A 16,627-nucleotide genomic window follows, 5' to 3' on the forward strand; every position below is an offset into this window, starting at 1 on the left:
GCATGTCAGAAGAGAAGGGCGACCCCACTCGCGAGGTCGCCCTTCTTATCTCTGCATGGGACGAGACGGCTGCGTGGCTCAAGCCTACTTGTTGCCCTGGTCGTCACCGTCTGAAAAGTCGTCCTCGCCCGAAAGGCCGTCCTGGTTGAGCATGGTCCGCATAACCTTCATGTCGCTCTTGAGGTCGATGGACTGCCCCTGCACGAGCTCGTCAGAGAGCTTCGAGAGGGACTTGTCCATCATCGAGAGCGTGTCGCGAACCTCGGCGAGCGTCGAAGTGACCTCGGGCCCCGCGGAATGGCGCTCGAGCTCGGCATACGACGAGGCAAGCTTGACCGTGGTGGGAAGGTAGTACGACGATGCGTGCTTGATCTTGGACGCCGTCTTGGGATGCCTCGCCACGTAGCCTAGGATCTTGTCGGTCTTCTTCGCAATGCTCTCGAGCGTCGAGCGCACCTCAAGGTCAGAGACCTTGAGCGCTGCCGTGCGTATGGCGTCGACGCTGTCCTGGCACTCGTCCAGCAGCTCGGCCACGTCCTCCGGAACGCCTGGACCGTACTTCTTGCTGGCATCAGGCTTGGCACCTGCGTCTGGCGAGGCTTCCTTGGAGGCTGCCGTCTGGGACGAAGCGGGGCTCTTGGAGCCATAGGGCTGGGCGCTCATCCACGCGGCGTCGGTCAGATAGAGCATCTGCCCGCTCTGCCCGTAGCCAATGTGCCCGTTGGGAATGATTCCTCGGTCGATGGCGTCGTGGAGCATGGCGACGAGCTTGGAAGAGGCGACGCCGACCTCTGTGGCAAGGTCTCTCACCAAGACGGCCTGCCTAGAGCCAACCTTGCGGCGGACCTTCTTTATGACCCTAGCGAACTCCCTGAGCCCGTTGCCGCGACGAATCAGGGCAACCCCCAGGGCGCAGAGAGCAAGGCCGGCGGCGCACAGTATGATCGCGTATGAAAGGCTCACAAAAAGGCTGACAAGGCCCGAGAACAGCACGGGCAAGCCAAAGAGCAAGAGAAGCACCCCCAGCAGCAAGAGCACGCCGCCGTTGGTGGTGACCTTGCTCGTGGAAAGCACGTAGGGAGAGTTCTTCGACAGGCCAAGCCCCGAGAGCGTGCGGGTGACGTCCTCCCCCGCCTTCGACATCGCCTTCGAAAGGTCCGAAAGCTCAATCGAGAAGGTGTCGTTTAGGTCATCCGCAACGTCGCTGATCGTCTGCCCTATCTCTTCCGAGACGCGACCGAAGGCGTCGCCCATCTCTTTGGCGGCGTCTTCAAGGTCGTCGTATCCGTTGTCCGATTGGTTCCGATCTGTCATCGCACCTAAGCTCCGAAGAACGCTATGAGCGGAAGTTCACCTGCTGGCTGGAGTCCTTCAGCAGCACGTCGTGCGCTCCGCCCTCAACGAGCGAGGTGGCGGAGACCAGCGTGATCTTGGCCTTCTCGCGAAGCTCCTTCAGGTTGAGCGCGCCGCAGTTGCACATCGTGGAGCGAACCTTCAGGAGCGAGTTGTCGACGTTTTCCTTGAGCGGGCCGGCGTACGGGACGTAGGAGTCGACTCCCTCGACGAAGGAGAGGCCCTTCTTCTCGCCGCCGAGGTCGTAGCGCTGCCAGTTGCGGGCGCGCGCGGAGCCCTCGCCCCAGTATTCCTTCATGTATGAGCCGTTGACGTTCACGCGGCGCGTGGGGCTCTCGTCGAAGCGGGCGAAGTAGCGGCCGAGCATCAGGAAGTCGGCGCCCATGGCAAGGGCGAGCGTCATGTGGTAGTCGTAGACGATGCCGCCGTCAGAGCAGACGGGCACATAGATGCCAGTCTCCTCGTAGTACTTGTCGCGCGCCGCGCACACGTCGATCAGCGCAGAGGCCTGGCCGCGACCGATGCCCTTCTGCTCGCGGGTGATGCAGATAGATCCGCCGCCGATGCCGACCTTCACGAAATCGGCGCCGCAGTCGGCCAAAAAGCGGAAGCCCTCGGCGTCAACCACGTTGCCGGCGCCGACCTTGACGGAATCGCCGTACTTCTCGCGAATCCAGGCGAGGGTGCGCTTCTGCCACTCGGAGAATCCCTCGGACGAGTCAATGCAGAGCACGTCGGCGCCCGCATCGACCAGCTTGGGGACTCGCTCCTCGTAGTCGCGCGTGTTGATGCCGGCGCCAACCAGATAGCGCTTGTGGGAGTCGAGAAGCTCGTCGGGGCGAGACTTGTGAGAGTCGTAGTCCTTGCGGAAGACGAGCGAGACGAGGCGGTTTTCGGAATCGACAATGGGCAGCTGGTTCAGCTTGTTGTCCCAGATGATGTCGTTTGCGGTCTTGAGCGAGGTGCTCTCGTCGGCAACAACCATCTTGTCGCGCGGCGTCATGAAATCCTTGACCAGCTTGCCGCGATCGTCACGAGAGGGGCGATAGTCGCGGGAGGTGACGATGCCGAGCAGGTGGCCATGAGCGGTGCCGTCATCGGTGACGGGCATCGTGGAATGGCCAGTGCGCTCCTTCATGTCCATGACCTGGGAAAGCGTCATGTTGGGCGTGAGCGTTGAGTCGGAGACCACGAAGCCGGCCTTGTAGGACTTGACCTCGCGGATCATGGCCGCCTCGTCATCGGGCGTCTGAGAGCCATAGATGAACGAAAGGCCGCCTTCCTGCGCCAGGGCGATGGCCATCTTGGGACCAGAGACTGCCTGCATGATTGCGGAAACCATAGGGATGTTCAGATAGAGGGCGCTCTCTTCGCCCTTCTTGAAGCGCACGAGGGGGGTCCTCAGCGAGACATTGTCCGGAATGTTCTCCGCTGACGAGTACCCAGGAACAAGAAGGTACTCAGAAAAGGTATGGGACACTCCTTCGAAGAATGTTGCCATGCGCCATCTCCTCTTTCCCCGCTCTCGCGGACTTGTCGTGCCTTTTTTGGACGGCATTGTAGCATCCGCCCGCAAACCGAACGTGACCGTCTGCCGACGTCACAGACAACGCAAGCATACTTTGTTGTCCAAAGAAATTCACGGCTCAGAGAACCTTTCACGCAGAGTCGGGCAGATGCGTGAGGGACGCGGAAAACCATGAGGGCGGAACGCAGGCCGTAAGCGCGATGGCGCGAGCGTGCGTTGCGCGTCGCTACTGGGCCGTCTCGCCCAGGACGTCCTGGACGTTGATCGCGATGTCATGCTTGGTAGGAATCCACTCGACCTTCTTGAACAGGGCAATTACCGTCATGGGAATGTAGGTCATCATGAACACGGGGAACGTGAAGAGGTTCGTGAAGATGCGCATCTTGCTCCTGCTGTGGATGTGCTTGCGCTCGGAGATCGTCGTGATGACGGCAAGCAGGAAGAAGACGACGTACATCGACAAGAACGTCATGATCAGCGAGCCCACGCACATGGCGAGCTCGCCGTCGGTGGCAATGAATCCGTGGCTGAGCGAGCCAACGATGAGATAGGTGCCATTAACCAGCGCCGAGAGAAGCGTCAGGAGGTTTCCTGGCGCAATGGTCATCATCATGTCATAGGACGCGAACTGGTGCTTGTGGATGCCGTGGACAAGGTCGCGGCAATACGAGAAGAACACTTGGTAGAAGCCCTTGGTCCAGCGAAGGCGCTGAACCCAGCTGGCCTTCAAGGTGACTGGCTGCTCGTCGAAGAACTCGGCCGGCGCATAGCCGATCTGGATGTTGTTTGCGCAGCAGAACGTGGAGAACTGGATGTCCTCGGTCAAGGTGTGGAAGTCCCAGCCGTGCATGCCCTTGATGATCTTCTCCGAGACAAGCCAGCCAGAGCCGGAGATAGCGCAGCTCGTGCCCACCATCATGCGGGCGTTGTTCAGGAACTTGGCTTCGCGCATGAACCAGAGCGCGTTGGCGGCAGAGATCCAGCTGGAGTCGAAGTTCTTGGAGTTGCGATAGCTGGTGCACACGAGGTATCCAGCGTCAAAGGCATCGTTCATGATCGTGGTGTAGTTGGGCGAGACGAGGTTGTCGGCGTCCATCACGAAGAAGGCCTCATACTTGTCGCCGTACTCGTTCAGGATGCGGTCGAAGCCGTAGTCCATAGCCCAGCTCTTGCCCCTGCGCGCAAGGTCGTTTCGGTCCCACACGATGGCGCCCGCTTCTTCTGCCACCTGGTGCGTGTTGTCAGTGCATGCGTCGCAGACGACGAAGACGTCGAGAAGCTCGCGCGGATAGTCCTGCTCGAGGATGGAGCGAACCAGGTTGCCAATGACGGCCTCCTCGTTATGCGCAGAGATGAAGTACGCATAGCGGTGCTGCTTCTTGGCCTTGGGAAGGACGACGTCTCCCCTCGCCCACACGCGGAGGATGTAGACAATCTGATAGAAGTACGCAAGCGTGAAGAAGAGCCAGATGATCATGTTGAAGATAACGATGGGCGTGAGACCCAAGCGGTTGAACTCCATGATGTAGAAAACTCCCTCCGTAGAAGTCGAAGGCGGCGCCCGCTGGGCGCCTAGGCCCCAAGCTGCGGGCAGATGCGCTCTCCCTCAGCAGTCCTGCCCATCGAGGTTCCTTTCAATGATTTTAGTACACCCAGAAGGTCCTCCGGCAACTTGTCGGCAAGCTCTATAGTCTCACCGGTCACAGGATGGTCAAAGCGAATGTGCCAAGAATGCAAGAACTGCCGCTTAAGCCCCAAGTTCTGGCGATCGTCTCCACGACCATAGAGCTGGTCGCCCACCACCTGGTGGCCGATGTGTCGCATGTGAACGCGGATCTGGTGTGTGCGCCCGGTGTAGAGGTGGCACTCGAGCAGGCTGTAGCCGTCGTCGCGGCGCCCCGCCTCAAAGCGCTCGAGCGTCGTGAAGGTGGTTATGGCCTCGCGAGCGCCGGGGTCATCCGACACGGCCATGCGCAGGCGGTCGTGCGTGGAGCGGGCGATACCCGTCGTGATGGTGCCTGAGTCCGGGGCAACGTACCCTTGAACCAGCGTGACGTAGCGCCTGTCAAGGACGCGCAGGCGGATGAGGTCCTGCAGCGCCTTTTGGGTGACGTCATCTTTGGCAGCAACCATCAGGCCGCTTGTGTCCATGTCGAGGCGATGAACGATGCCCGGACGGTCTTCGCCTTGGAGCATCCCCAAGTGGGAGTATCCGCAGTGCGCGACGAGCGCGTTTGCGAGCGTGTCGTCCACATGGCCCGGGCTTGGATGGCAGACAAGCCCGGCCTGCTTGGAGAGCACGATCAGATAGTCGTCCTCAAAGCGTATGTCCAAGGGAATCTGCGGGTTAGGTGCGAGAAGGGCGCCTTCAGGCTCGTCGGGTTCCTCCACGGTCGCGCTCACGCGGTCCCCCAGCATGACCCGCTCAGACTTGGAGGTGGCAGCGGTGCCGTTGATCGTGACGGCGCCATGCTCTATCAGGCGGGCGCAGGCGGACCTGCTTGGCATGCCTTGGGCCGAGGCAAGAAGCGCGTCCAGGCGCTGGCCGTCAGTTGTCGGGTCTACCAAGATCTCTACCACGCGAACCGACACGAACTTCTCCGCCTTTCTCCCGTGTTGAACCGTGGCTCATGCTACCACGTGCCCGCGAAGCAGACGACTCGTCAGACGAGAAACCCAGGTTTCGAGCGGATTGCCCGAGTGCGTCGGAACATTGCGGAATGGTTGCCCTGCGTTTCCAATCGCACCACGTTTGTAAACAGGCCCCTTCCCTAGATAAATGTGGCCTCGAGCCGTGAAATCATGGCTGGGTGAAGCTCACGGAAGCTAGGGAAGGAGCCAACCATGACCCTCGACACCGGCACGACCGCCTTCATGCTCGTATGCACGATGCTCGTGCTGCTCATGACGCCGGGGCTCGCCTTCTTCTATGGAGGCCTCGCGCGCCGCAAGAACGTTGTCTCAACCATGATCATGTGCTTTGCCGCCATTGGCGTTGTCGGCATCGCCTGGGTTGTCGCGGGGTGGTCGTTTGCCTATGGCGGCGACGGCTCGAACCCGTGCTTTGGGGGCTTTGACCAGCTGCTCTTGAGCGGCATCGTCCAAGAGGGCGAGCAAGGGGCGCTTACGGAGGGCGGCTACCCCGTCCTTCTGGACGTTGCCTTCCAGATGGCGTTCGCGATGATCACCTGCGCGATCATCACGGGCGCCGTGGCCGGGCGCATGCGCTTTGGCGCGCTCATGGCGTTCATCTTTATCTGGGTGCTTGTCGTCTACTCCCCGCTCGCGCACATGGTCTGGGGCAAAGACGGGTCGCTCATCGGCGACATCATCGGCGCGCTCGACTTTGCTGGAGGCGACGTGGTCCACATCAGCTCGGGCGTGACGGGACTTCTTCTGTGCCTAGCGCTCGGCAAGCGGCGCGACTATGCCTTCAAGAGCTACCGCCCGCACAACGTCCCCTTCGTCGCCTTGGGAGCAGGCCTTCTTTGGTTTGGATGGTTCGGCTTCAACGGTGGCTCCGCATTCGCCGCCGACGGCACTGCGACGCTTGCGATCCTGAACACCCTCGTCGCCTCCGCCGCAGGCCTTGCGAGCTGGATGGTGATCGAGCGCGTTCGCACCGGAAGCCCCACCCTCGTGGGTGCCTCCACCGGGCTTGTCGCCGGCCTTGTGGTGATTACGCCCTCCGCAGGATACGTCGAGCCTTGGGCAGCGCTGGTGATGGGCGCCATCGTAAGCCCCGCGGTGTACTTTGCCACCTCGGCCCTGAAGCCTCACTTTGGGTACGACGACGCGCTCGACGCCTTTGGATGCCACGGCATCGGCGGCATTCTGGGCGGCATCCTAACCGGCCTTTTCGTGGTGCCCGAGCTTTCCCCTAACGGCAACGGCGGCCTTATCTACACCGGAGACTTCACGCTGCTTGGCCAGCAGGTTCTTGGCATCCTGGTGACGCTGGCCATCGTAATCGTGCTTGACCTCGTCATCATCGCCATCGTGCGAGCGCTTTGGCACGGCGAGCTGCGCGTCAGCAAGTCCGAGGAGGCGCGAGGGCTGGACGTTGCCGTCCACGGAGAGTCCGCCTATCCCGCGTTCACCGGATTCGACGCATAGAAGCGCATAGGATATTCACCCGAGTTCGAGACATCCCCTAGGAAGGGAGCAGCGATGAAGAGGGTATCGGCAATCGTGCGACCCGAGAAGCTCGAGGAGCTCAAGGACGTCGTCAACGCCGCCGGCCTCAATGGCATGACGGTATACCAGGTGCAAGGCTGCGGAAACCAACGCGGCTGGAAGGAATACGTGCGCGGCAACGAGGTCATGCTCAACATGATTCCCAAGGTGAAGGTCGAGCTCGTCGTGAACGACGACCAGGTCGAGCCTCTGATAGACCTCATCTGCCAAGTAGCCCGCACCGGAGAGGTCGGCGACGGGAAGATCTTCATCTATCCCGTGGAGGAGTGCGTGCGCATCAGGACCGGAGAGCGCGGCGAGAAGGCCGTATAGAGCAGGGTATAGAGCACGAGCAAGGGCGCCCCCGCCATAGAACGGCCGGGCGCCCTTGCTCGATGAATGCGCATGCTCAACCGCATGCCACGGAAGCAACCTACGCCTGCGCCTCGTCTGCCCCCTTGCCGTGCTCGCCAAAGAACATGATGAGCAAAAAGACGATGACGCCGCAGGTCACGAACACGTCCGCGACGTTGAAGACCGGAAAGTCCATGAACGCGAGGCTCAAGAAGTCGGTCACGTAGCCCACCATCACGCGGTCGATCATGTTGCCCAGGCCGCCTCCGCAGATGCAGGCGATGGTTACCGTGAGCGGCATGGAGACGTCGTCTCGCGTTGCCACGACCCATGAGCCCACGGCGAGGACGACAAGCGCAAAGATCACGAACAGGACGCCAGCGCCCTCCCCTATGGAGAACGCCGCGCCTGTGTTCTTGACAAGCTTAAGGTTGATGATGCCAGAGATGAGCGTGTCGACCTTCCCGTCAGCGAGCCACGCGCGCGCGGCGGCCTTGGTTGCCTGGTCAAAGACCACGACAATCATGACAACGACGACAAAGGCGAGAATTCTCGTGCCGCGCTTTGACATTTGGCTCGATTCCGGCACCCGCCAGCCCCCTACTCCGCGTTGTTCTCGACGACGTCGTGGCAGCGGTCGCAAAGGCCGTCCTCGCCCAGCTCGCGCCAGTTCCAGCAGCGAGGGCACTTCTCGCCGTCTGCATGCGAGACCTCTGCGCCAAAGTCCTCTCCCTCGGAGAGCGTGACGGCAGAGCACACGAGCGGCTCGGCAAGGTTGACGCCCGCGTCCTGGACGAGCTTGAGCGCCTCGGCAGGAAGCGTGAGCTCAGCGCGCGCGGCCTGAGTGGTCTTCTCAGGGATGACGCCGGCGGCGACTGCCTCCTCGTAGGCCTTGGTGAAGGCGCTGCGCGAGTCGGCGATGGCTCGGTTCACAGCAAGGAGCGGCTCGTACTCGCCAGCTGCCATGGGAGCCTGGTACCAGTCGAGAAGCGCCGCGCGCTCCTGGCCGTCGCGCATGGAGGCGGGCAGGTAGTCCATAACCTCGTCTGTGGTGTAGGCGAGAATCGGCTGGAAGTCGTGGACCAACATCGTGAGGATCTGGGCCCACACGGTCTGGGCGCTGCGCCTCTCGAAGGAGTCCTTGCCTCCGCAGTAGACGCGGTCCTTGGTGGCGTTGAGGTAGCCGTTGGAGAGCTCGGTCACGTAGTCGTAGAGGTTGCGGTAGACCACGTTGAAGCGGTAGCCCTCATACGCCTTGGAGACCACGTCATGGACCTCGCACATGCGAGCAAGGGTCACGCGGTCATAGGGCATGAGCTTGTCGAGAGAGACGGCGTCTGTCGCGGGGTCAAACTGACCCTCGAGCTCGCCGAGCAGGAAGCGGAAGGTGTTGCGGATCTTGCGGTAGGCGTCGCCCACGTGGTTCAGGATCTCCTCGTCGCAGGGGACGTCGGTGGAGGTGTCGACGGAGGCAACCCACAGGCGAAGCACGTCCGCGCCACGGGTGTCGCAGACCTTGTTGGGGTCAATCACGTTTCCGAGCGACTTGGACATCTTGCGGCCTTGGCCGTCGAGCGTGAAGCCCTGGGAGACGATCGACTTGTAGGGAGCCACGTCGTAGGCGCCCACGGAGGTCATGAGCGAGCTCATGAACCAGCCGCGGTGCTGGTCGGAGCCCTCAAGGTACATGTCAGCAGGGAACTGCAGGTAGTCGCGGTGCTTGCAGACGGCGGTGTGCGAGACGCCAGAGTCCCACCACACGTCCAGGATGTCGGTGTTGGCCTTCAGGTGATGGCCGCCGCACTTGGGGCACACGCAGGCGTCGCCCAGATAGCTTGCGGGATCCTCGGTGAACCACGCGTCAGAGCCCTTCTCGCGGAAGAGCTTGATCACGGCGTCGAGCGTGTCGTCGTTCATGACCGTCTCGCCGCAGTCCTCGCAGGTGTAGGCCGGGATGGGCACGCCCCAGTTGCGCTGGCGAGAGATGCACCAGTCAGGACGGCCCTCGACCATCGAGGTGATGCGGTTTCTCGAGTGCTCGGGATAGAACTTGACCTTCTTCAGCTCGCGCAGGGCGTCCTTGCGAAGGCCAGTCTTGTCCATAGAGACGAACCACTGGCTCGTGGCGCGGAAGATGACCGGCTGCTTGCAGCGCCAGCAGTGCGGGTAGCTGTGCGTGATGTCCTCGTGCAGGATCAGCGTGCCGCGCTCGTCGAGCCACTCGATGATCTTGGGATTGGCGTCGTTCACGTTCATGCCGCTCCACGGGCCGCCGGTGCCCATGCCGTCGCCCTTGTAGAAGTTGCCGTCGTCGTCGACGGGCATCACGATGGGGATGTCGAAGCGCATGCCGGCGTTGTAGTCGTCCACGCCGTGGCCTGGGGCGGAGTGCACGATGCCCGTGCCGTCCTCAAGCGTGACGTAGTCGGCGTAGATGAACTCGCCCTCCACGCCCTGGTCGCCAAAGATCGGCTGCTTGTAGCGGTTATGGGCGAGCTCGACTCCCGTCATCGTCCAGACGGTGCCGTCCTGGCGGGTTACGAGCGTGGCGTCGTCCCAGCCAAACTTGGCCGCGCACTTCTCCCAGAGGGCCTCCGCAAAGATTGCGGCGCGGCCGTCGTGCACGACCGCGACGTAGTTGGCCTCGGGGTGCAGGATCACGGCGTCGTCAGCGGGAAGGGTCCACGGCGTCGTGGTCCAGATGGCCACGTCAAGCTTGCCTTCCCAGGCCTCGAGGCCCTCGGGGACGGTCGTCATCTCGAAGCGGACGAAGATTGCCGGCGAGACCTCGTCGCCGTACTCGATCTCTGCCTCGGCGAGAGCCGTGTGGCAGTGGGTGCACCAGTGCACGGGCTTGCGGCCGCGATAGATGGCGCCCTTGTCGAAGATGGCCTTGAAGATCTCGACGTCGGTGGCGTCGTAGTCGTGGGTGTAGGTGAGGTAGGGGTTGTCCCACTCGCCCAGCACGCCCAGGCGCTTGAAGCCCTGGCGCTGGGTGTCAACCTGCTCGACGGCCAGCTTGTTGCAGAGCTCGCGAATCTTGACCGTGGGAAGCTGGTTGAACTTCTCGGTGCCCAGCATCTCCTCGACCTTGTGCTCGATTGGCTGGCCATGGCAGTCCCAGCCGGGGACGTAGGGAGTCTGGTAGCCGCGCATCGACCAATAGCGGTTGATGATGTCTTTTGAGATCTTGTTCTGCGCATGGCCCAGGTGGATGGGGCCGTTGGCATAGGGAGGGCCGTCGTGAAGCACGAACTTGTCATGGCCCTCATTCTTCTTCAGGAGCTGACCGTAGAGGTCATTGTCCTCCCACATCTGCAGCCGCTTGGGCTCGTTTGCCGCAAGCGAGGCGCGCATGGGGAACCCCGTCTTGGGGAGGTTCATCGACTTCTTGTACTGGTTTGCCACAAAAGACCCCTTCTCTTCGTCCGGGCGCTCAAAAAGCAAGAGGCGCCCGCCCCACGTGCTGGGACGAAGCGCCTCACGTGCGTTTCGATTCAGACCACCCAGCGTGCGGATTTCCGCGTTACTCGGCTGGCCTGTGACGGCGGCCACTCCGTCGACGCCTACTGACGCGGCACGCACACGCCGCGCGTTGGGGCCGAGGCTCTGGGGTGATCTTGCGACGGACGCCAAGGCGGGCTCTCACCATCCCCGCTCGCTCTCCATGGCGCTGCCCGAGGCTACCTGTCCCCTTCACAGCCTTTCGGAGCTGCATGATAGCACGTCTGCGGTCTCAATTGACCCGCCCGGCGATTTCTCACCAAGGCTTTCAGACGAACCGGCAAGGGCTGGCCCCCTACCCAAGCACAACGCCGCCAATCCAGCCCCAGCGCGGCGTGTCGATCTTGCTGTAAAACGCGAGCCAGTCAGAGAGGGTCGATGTGCGAATGTAGCCCGCGTTGTCGCGAACCTTGCCGCCTCCGATGTAGATGGCGACGTGGCCGTAGATCCTGCCCAACGTCGTGGGCGACTTCTCGACCGCGACGATCATGCCGGGCTTCAGGTATGAACGGCTGGTGGAGTGGCACCAGGCGCGGCACATGTCGTTCGCGTTTCCGTAGTAGTAGCCATACCCGGCGCGCTGGAACACCTGAGAGACCCACATCGCGCAATATCCCGAGCCTGGGGAAGCGACCACCTCGGTGGCGTGGATAACGCGCTTCTGCGCGGCAGAGAAGGTCTCGGTAGTCGTGCGCTCAAACGAGAAGAGCTGGCCGGAGCGCTCCACGTTTTTCGAGACTGAGACGTTCGCGCCGTTTTTCGCAGATCCGTTATTGGCACCCATGACCAAGCCCGTGCCAACATTCTTGATGACCGTCTTGCCGCCGTCGCCAATCTGAAAGTCCCAAAGCTCGCTCTTCGAGCCAGACCAGGCCTCCTGGCGCACGTTGCCCGTCGAAGTGTCGACGTCGAGCACCTTTCCCGAGGCCGCACAAATAAGGACCGCGTGGCCCGACCTTGCCTTGACGGTGAACTTCTGCGCCGCAGAGTCGTTGGACTCCCAAAGCTGAAGGTTGGCGCCATCGCTAGCAGACGCGCCGCTGATGTCGAGGACCGTGCCTGCGCTCGACCTCACGACGTAGGGCTTGCCCAGCTCCACGAGAGAGGTCACGATGGGCACGAGGTGCTGAGCGGCGGACTTCGAAGCGCGAGAGACGACCATTGCCGCTCCCTGCCCCACCTTGCCGCCCTTCGGCGAGAGCACGCTGCCCGAGCCGACGTTCTTGAACGAGAGGTAGGTGCCGTTCCAGACGGGAAGCCACGTGTTGGAATCGCTTGCGGCAGTGGCATGGTTGCCAGACTGCACGACCGAGCCGTTCTTTACCGTAAGCCAGCCTCCCGACGAGGCCGTGCGGATGCGATAGGAGCCTTTGCCCGCAGAGACGAGCTCGAACTTCTGAGCTCTGGTGCCATTTGAGCCCCACAGCTGCACGGTGGCGCCATTCTCGACGGATGCGCCCGAGACGTCCAGCACCTTGCCCTCGTCGCTCATGGCGGCAAGGCTATAGAGGCCGTCCTCAAGAGGCGCGCATGCCTTGAGCAGCCACTTCTGTGCCGTGGTGCCATTCTGCTTCCAGGCCTTCACAGCGGCGCCATTGGCGTCGGTGGCCCCGCTGACGTCGAGAGCCAGCCCGTTTGCCCGGCACACGATCGTGATTGTTCCGTCGGCGTTTTTCTTGAGCGCCCAGAGCTGGTTTTCGGTGGGAGAGGTCGCAGACCACTGCTGGACCGTGGTGCCCGAGACGAGGTTTCCAAGGTCTGCGTCAAGGACCTTGCCCGTATGCATGGCAGAGATTCGATAGAAGCCCTTGGACGAGCTGCCGCTCTCCCACGAGAAGCGCCAGCGCTGGTTGTTGTCGCCGTTGCGACGGTAGATGACCGTAACGCCGCCGTTGGCCCGCGAGGCGCCGCTCACGTCGAGTGCGCGACCGGAGCCGAGAGCGGAGACGATGGTGTAGTAGCCGTCAGAGACGAGGCGCTCTCCCGCGACCGCGGAGGCCGAGGGCTTCGAGAGCGTCTCGAAGGCTTGGGCAGCAGTGCCGTTAGACGCCCACAGCTGGACGTTCGTGCAGTTGCCGTCGGTAGCTCCGCTCACGTCGAGGCAAAGCCCGCGGGCGCTTGCGGGAGAAAGGCGGACGAGGCCGTCGGACTGCTTGGTAACGGACCAGAGCTGCGTGGCGATGCCCATCTGCGGACGGAGGCAGACGTTGGTGCCCGAGGCGGGCTCGAGCGCGTCGGCCGTCAGGGCGCTGGAGGAGCCGACAATGCTCACCTTGTAGCAGCGCGAGCTCTTGTCATAGGCAAAGTGCCAGCGTTGGGCACCCGTCATGTTGCTCTCATAGGTCTGGACGTTGGTGCCGCTGGCCCGCGATCCCCCCTCGGCGTCGACCACCTGCGTGGTGGAGACGGAGGATCGCAGGACGTAGTCGCCGTCCTTTATGGTCTGGCCGGCACCGCCGGAGGCGTCCATGCGCACGAGGTCGAAGAGCTGCGCAGCCGAGCCGTTGCATCGGTAGAGCCATACGTTCGCGCCATTCTCTTTGCTCGCGCCAGAAACGTCGAGTGCCAGGTCCCCGTTTGAGAGGGGCGAGAAGACTAGCCCGCTCCCCCGACGCTTGATGCGCCAGAGCTGGGAGGCTGACTCCTTGTTCTTGGCAGCGAGGCAGACGTTGGTCTGGGCTGACGGGGCAGCCGAGGCTGCGGAGAGCACGACTCCGCTCTTCTTGGTCGAGATCCGATAGGCCTTTGAGGCCTTGTCGTAAGAAAGGCACCAGAGCTGTGCCGCCGTGGCGTTCCAGTCATAGGACTGCACGTTGGTGCCCTTTCTGAGGTTGCAGCCAGCAACGTCGAGAACCTTGTCGTCAGACACATGCGCCTTGATGGCGTAGGTGCCGTCTGCAAACTCCTGGCTAGAGAGGGTGGCAGAGGTCTTGGCCCTTACGGCAGAAAAGCTCTTGGCTGCGATGCCGTTGGCGGCCGCGGCGTTTGAAGCAGCCTCTTCTGTCTCGCTGCCGCCCTCAGCGACGGCGCTCTCGCTGGCAGCGGAAGCGCCGTCGTCGGCATTGTTGGCTGCGCTGGCAGCGTGGGAGGAGGAGTCTTTGGTGGAGATGGTTGAATTGCCGGAAGCATTCTTCGTGGCCACGGTCTCGGAGGCGTCAGACGCCGTCACTCCCGTGCCCTGCGTGGCAGCGTCTTCGCTGGTGGCGTCGGCGCCATCCGTGGCAGCGGCACTGCCTTCGCTTGCGGCGTCAGCGCCATCCGTGGCAGCGTCTTCGCTGGCGGCGTCGGCGCCATCCACGGCGGCAGCGCCTTCCGAAGCTGCGGCAGCGGCATCGTCGCTGGAGACTCCGACGCTTTCCACGGTCGCAGACTCCGCAGCCGTGCCAGAGGAGGCAGGCGCTTCGTCTTTCTCCTGGGCGAGGGTGTCGGCCTCTTCCACGACCGCAACTGCCTCGTCGGGCTCTGTCGAAGGCTCTGCAGCAAGCCCCACTCCAGGAGCCGCAGTGGCCATCCCTAGCGCGAGCGCGATCGAGATTGCAATGCGAGAATGCTTCCTATACATCTAATCGGCTTTCTTGTCAGGATTGCTTAAGACTCATGAATTATAGAGCACAATGCCTCAAGAAAGAGCCTCGCAGGACACAGGCCTCCTCGCGGCAAGCTCCTCCCTGCCAAAAAAAATCCCCGTTTCCGCAGGAGGCGGAAACGGGGACCTTCGAGATGCGCGGGAACGTCTACTGCTGCTGGCTCTGATACGTGGGGGCAAAGCCGTCGTCGCGGTTCAGCATGTTCATGAACTCCTCGCCCGTAATGGTCTCCTTCTTCTGGAGGTAGTGGGCGATCTCATGCAGCTTGAAGCGGTTCGCCTTCAGCGTGTTGAGCGCCTGCTGATGCCCTTCTTCCACAAGGCGCTGCACCTCCTCGTCCACCTCGCGGGCAGTGCCCTCGGAGCAGGTGAGCTCCTCCCCGCCGCCCAGGTAGCGGCTGCGCTGCTGACCAAGCGCGACCATGCCGAACTTGTCGGACATGCCGTACTGGGTGACCATGGCGCGGGCGACCTGCGTGGCCTTCTCGATGTCGTTGGAGGCTCCGGTGGTCATCTCGCCAAAGATGAGCTCCTCGGCCGCGCGTCCGCCGCAGAGGACCGCGATCTTGTCCTTGGCCTCCTTGCGGGTGGTCAGGAAGTGCTCGTCCTCCTCTACCTGCATCGTGAAGCCAAGGGCACCAGAGGTGCGCGGCACGATCGTGATCTTGGAGACGGGCGCCGAGCCCTTCTGGGTGGCAGCGACGATGGCATGGCCGGTCTCGTGGTAGGCAACGACTTCCTTCTCGTGCTCGGAAAGCACTGTCGACTTCTTCTTCTCGCCGGCGATGACGACGTCCACGGATTCGACGAGGTCTTCCTGTGAGACGCGCCGACGGCCGTTGCGGACGGCGCGAAGGGCGGCCTCGTTGATGATGTTGGCGAGGTCGGCGCCCGAGGCGCCAGGAGTCGAGCGGGCGATGACGCCGAGGTCGATGCCCGGCTCCATCTTGACGTCGTTGGCGTGAATCTTGAGGATTGCCTCGCGGCCGGCGAGGTCGGGGAGCTCGACAGGGATTCGGCGGTCGAAGCGGCCGGGACGGAGAAGCGCCGGGTCAAGCGTCTCGGGGCGGTTGGTCGCAGCGAGGACGACGATGCCCTTGTGGTTGTCAAAGCCGTCCATCTCGGCAAGCAGCTGGTTCAGGGTCTGCTCGCGCTCGTCGTTGGAGTTGATGGACATGTCGCGCTTCTTGCCGACGGCATCGATCTCGTCGATGAACACGATGCAGGGAGCCTTCTCGTTGGCCTGCTTGAAGAGGTCGCGAACCTTGGCAGCGCCTCGGCCGACGAACATCTCCACGAACTCGGAGCCGGAGATCTGGAAGAACGGGACGCCAGCCTCGCCTGCAACGGCCTTGGCCATGAGGGTCTTGCCCGTGCCCGGAGGGCCGACGAGCAGCGCGCCGCGCGGGCAGCGAGCGCCTATCTCGGTGTACTTCTCGGGGTGCTTGAGGAAGGAGACGATCTCTTGCAGCGACTCCTTGGCCTCGTCCTGGCCAGCAACGTCCTTGAAGGTTACGCCGGTCTCCTCGCCCTTGACCTCCTTGGCGTTGGACTTCCCAAGCCCGCCGCTGCCAAAGCCGCCAAAGCCGCCCCCGCCGAAGTTCATGGACGGCTCGTCGCCCATCTGCTTCTTCATCTGGCGGTTGACCCACCAGCCAAGCAGGAACAGAAGCAGAAGCGGCAGGCCGTAGGAGATCAGCATGTAGACCCACAGGTTGCCAGAGGTGTCGGGGATGGACGCCGTCATCTCGACGTCGTTCTCGCGCAGCGTCTCGACGAGGCTGTCGTCGTTGGGCCACTCGTTCGTCTCGTAGATCTTGGCGTCAGACCCCTCGCCTTCGACGAACTGAATCTTGCTCTCGCTGGTATCAAGCGTCACGGAGTCAACCTTGCCCGCCTCGACGTCGTCGAGGAACTGCGAGTAGCTGACTTCAGTGATCTGAGTGCTCACGAGGCTTGGATAGAGCGTCTGGCTCACCGCAAGGTACACGATGATTGCTATGAGCACGTAAATCAACATCGATCTACGTCTCTTGTTGTCATCCATATCCATAGATGGTCCCTCCGTTTGGGGTGCCTAAAAATCTAGGACTAACGTACCCCATTGTGGTGGAATTAACATCTTC

Annotated in this window: 10 protein-coding genes; 2 read left to right on the forward strand and 8 right to left on the reverse strand. The window is 62.5% G+C overall.

All coding sequences use genetic code 11. The features are described from left to right. Positions 1 to 84: 84 nt before the first annotated feature. From ACOYJL_RS02000 to ACOYJL_RS02015, 4 genes are all read right to left on the reverse strand, one after another. The gene (locus tag ACOYJL_RS02000; protein WP_433568532.1) at positions 85 to 1,314 is read right to left on the reverse strand and encodes a 5-bromo-4-chloroindolyl phosphate hydrolysis family protein; all 1,230 of its coding nucleotides are present in this window, start codon (positions 1,312 to 1,314) and stop codon (positions 85 to 87) included. 22 nt (positions 1,315 to 1,336) lie between these two features. Next, complete coding sequence (locus tag ACOYJL_RS02005; RefSeq protein WP_433568533.1) at positions 1,337 to 2,854, reverse strand: IMP dehydrogenase; 1,518 nt, start codon at positions 2,852 to 2,854, stop codon at positions 1,337 to 1,339. 253 nt (positions 2,855 to 3,107) lie between these two features. Further along, positions 3,108 to 4,403 carry a glycosyltransferase family 2 protein gene (locus ACOYJL_RS02010; RefSeq protein ID WP_433568534.1) on the reverse strand — a complete coding sequence of 432 codons (1,296 nt, stop codon included), beginning with the start codon at positions 4,401 to 4,403 and terminating at the stop codon, positions 3,108 to 3,110. Between the two features lie 50 nt (positions 4,404 to 4,453). Further along, complete coding sequence (locus ACOYJL_RS02015) at positions 4,454 to 5,473, reverse strand: RluA family pseudouridine synthase (protein ID WP_433568535.1); 1,020 nt, start codon at positions 5,471 to 5,473, stop codon at positions 4,454 to 4,456. Between the two features lie 252 nt (positions 5,474 to 5,725). On the opposite strand from ACOYJL_RS02015, the gene ACOYJL_RS02020 reads away from it, so the two are divergent. Together ACOYJL_RS02020 and ACOYJL_RS02025 are read left to right on the forward strand one after the other, a co-directional pair. Further along, positions 5,726 to 6,997, forward strand: coding sequence for an ammonium transporter (locus ACOYJL_RS02020; protein ID WP_433568536.1), 1,272 nt, complete (start codon positions 5,726 to 5,728; stop codon positions 6,995 to 6,997). A 54-nt stretch (positions 6,998 to 7,051) separates the two neighbouring features. Next, positions 7,052 to 7,390: a P-II family nitrogen regulator gene (locus ACOYJL_RS02025; protein WP_433568537.1), complete on the forward strand. Its 339-nt coding sequence runs from the start codon at positions 7,052 to 7,054 to the stop codon at positions 7,388 to 7,390. Between the two features lie 100 nt (positions 7,391 to 7,490). Here ACOYJL_RS02025 and lspA read toward each other — a convergent pair whose 3' ends face one another. From lspA to ftsH, 4 genes are all read right to left on the reverse strand, one after another. After that, complete coding sequence (gene lspA, locus ACOYJL_RS02030; RefSeq protein WP_433568538.1) at positions 7,491 to 7,982, reverse strand: signal peptidase II; 492 nt, start codon at positions 7,980 to 7,982, stop codon at positions 7,491 to 7,493. Between the two features lie 29 nt (positions 7,983 to 8,011). Beyond that, a complete protein-coding gene (gene ileS, locus ACOYJL_RS02035) occupies positions 8,012 to 10,819 on the reverse strand; it encodes an isoleucine--tRNA ligase (RefSeq protein WP_433568539.1) in 2,808 nt (935 codons plus the stop codon). Between the two features lie 391 nt (positions 10,820 to 11,210). Next, on the reverse strand, positions 11,211 to 14,477 hold the full coding sequence (locus tag ACOYJL_RS02040; protein ID WP_433568540.1) for an RICIN domain-containing protein: 3,267 nt from the start codon (positions 14,475 to 14,477) through the stop codon (positions 11,211 to 11,213). Positions 14,478 to 14,649: 172 nt separating this feature from the next. Continuing rightward, positions 14,650 to 16,554, reverse strand: a complete 1,905-nt coding sequence (ftsH, locus tag ACOYJL_RS02045) for an ATP-dependent zinc metalloprotease FtsH (protein WP_433568541.1) — start codon at positions 16,552 to 16,554, stop codon at positions 14,650 to 14,652. Between the last annotated feature and the right edge of the window lie 73 nt (positions 16,555 to 16,627).

It is taken from the genome of Tractidigestivibacter sp. (genome assembly GCF_050946515.1).
GTDB lineage: Bacteria > Actinomycetota > Coriobacteriia > Coriobacteriales > Atopobiaceae > Tractidigestivibacter.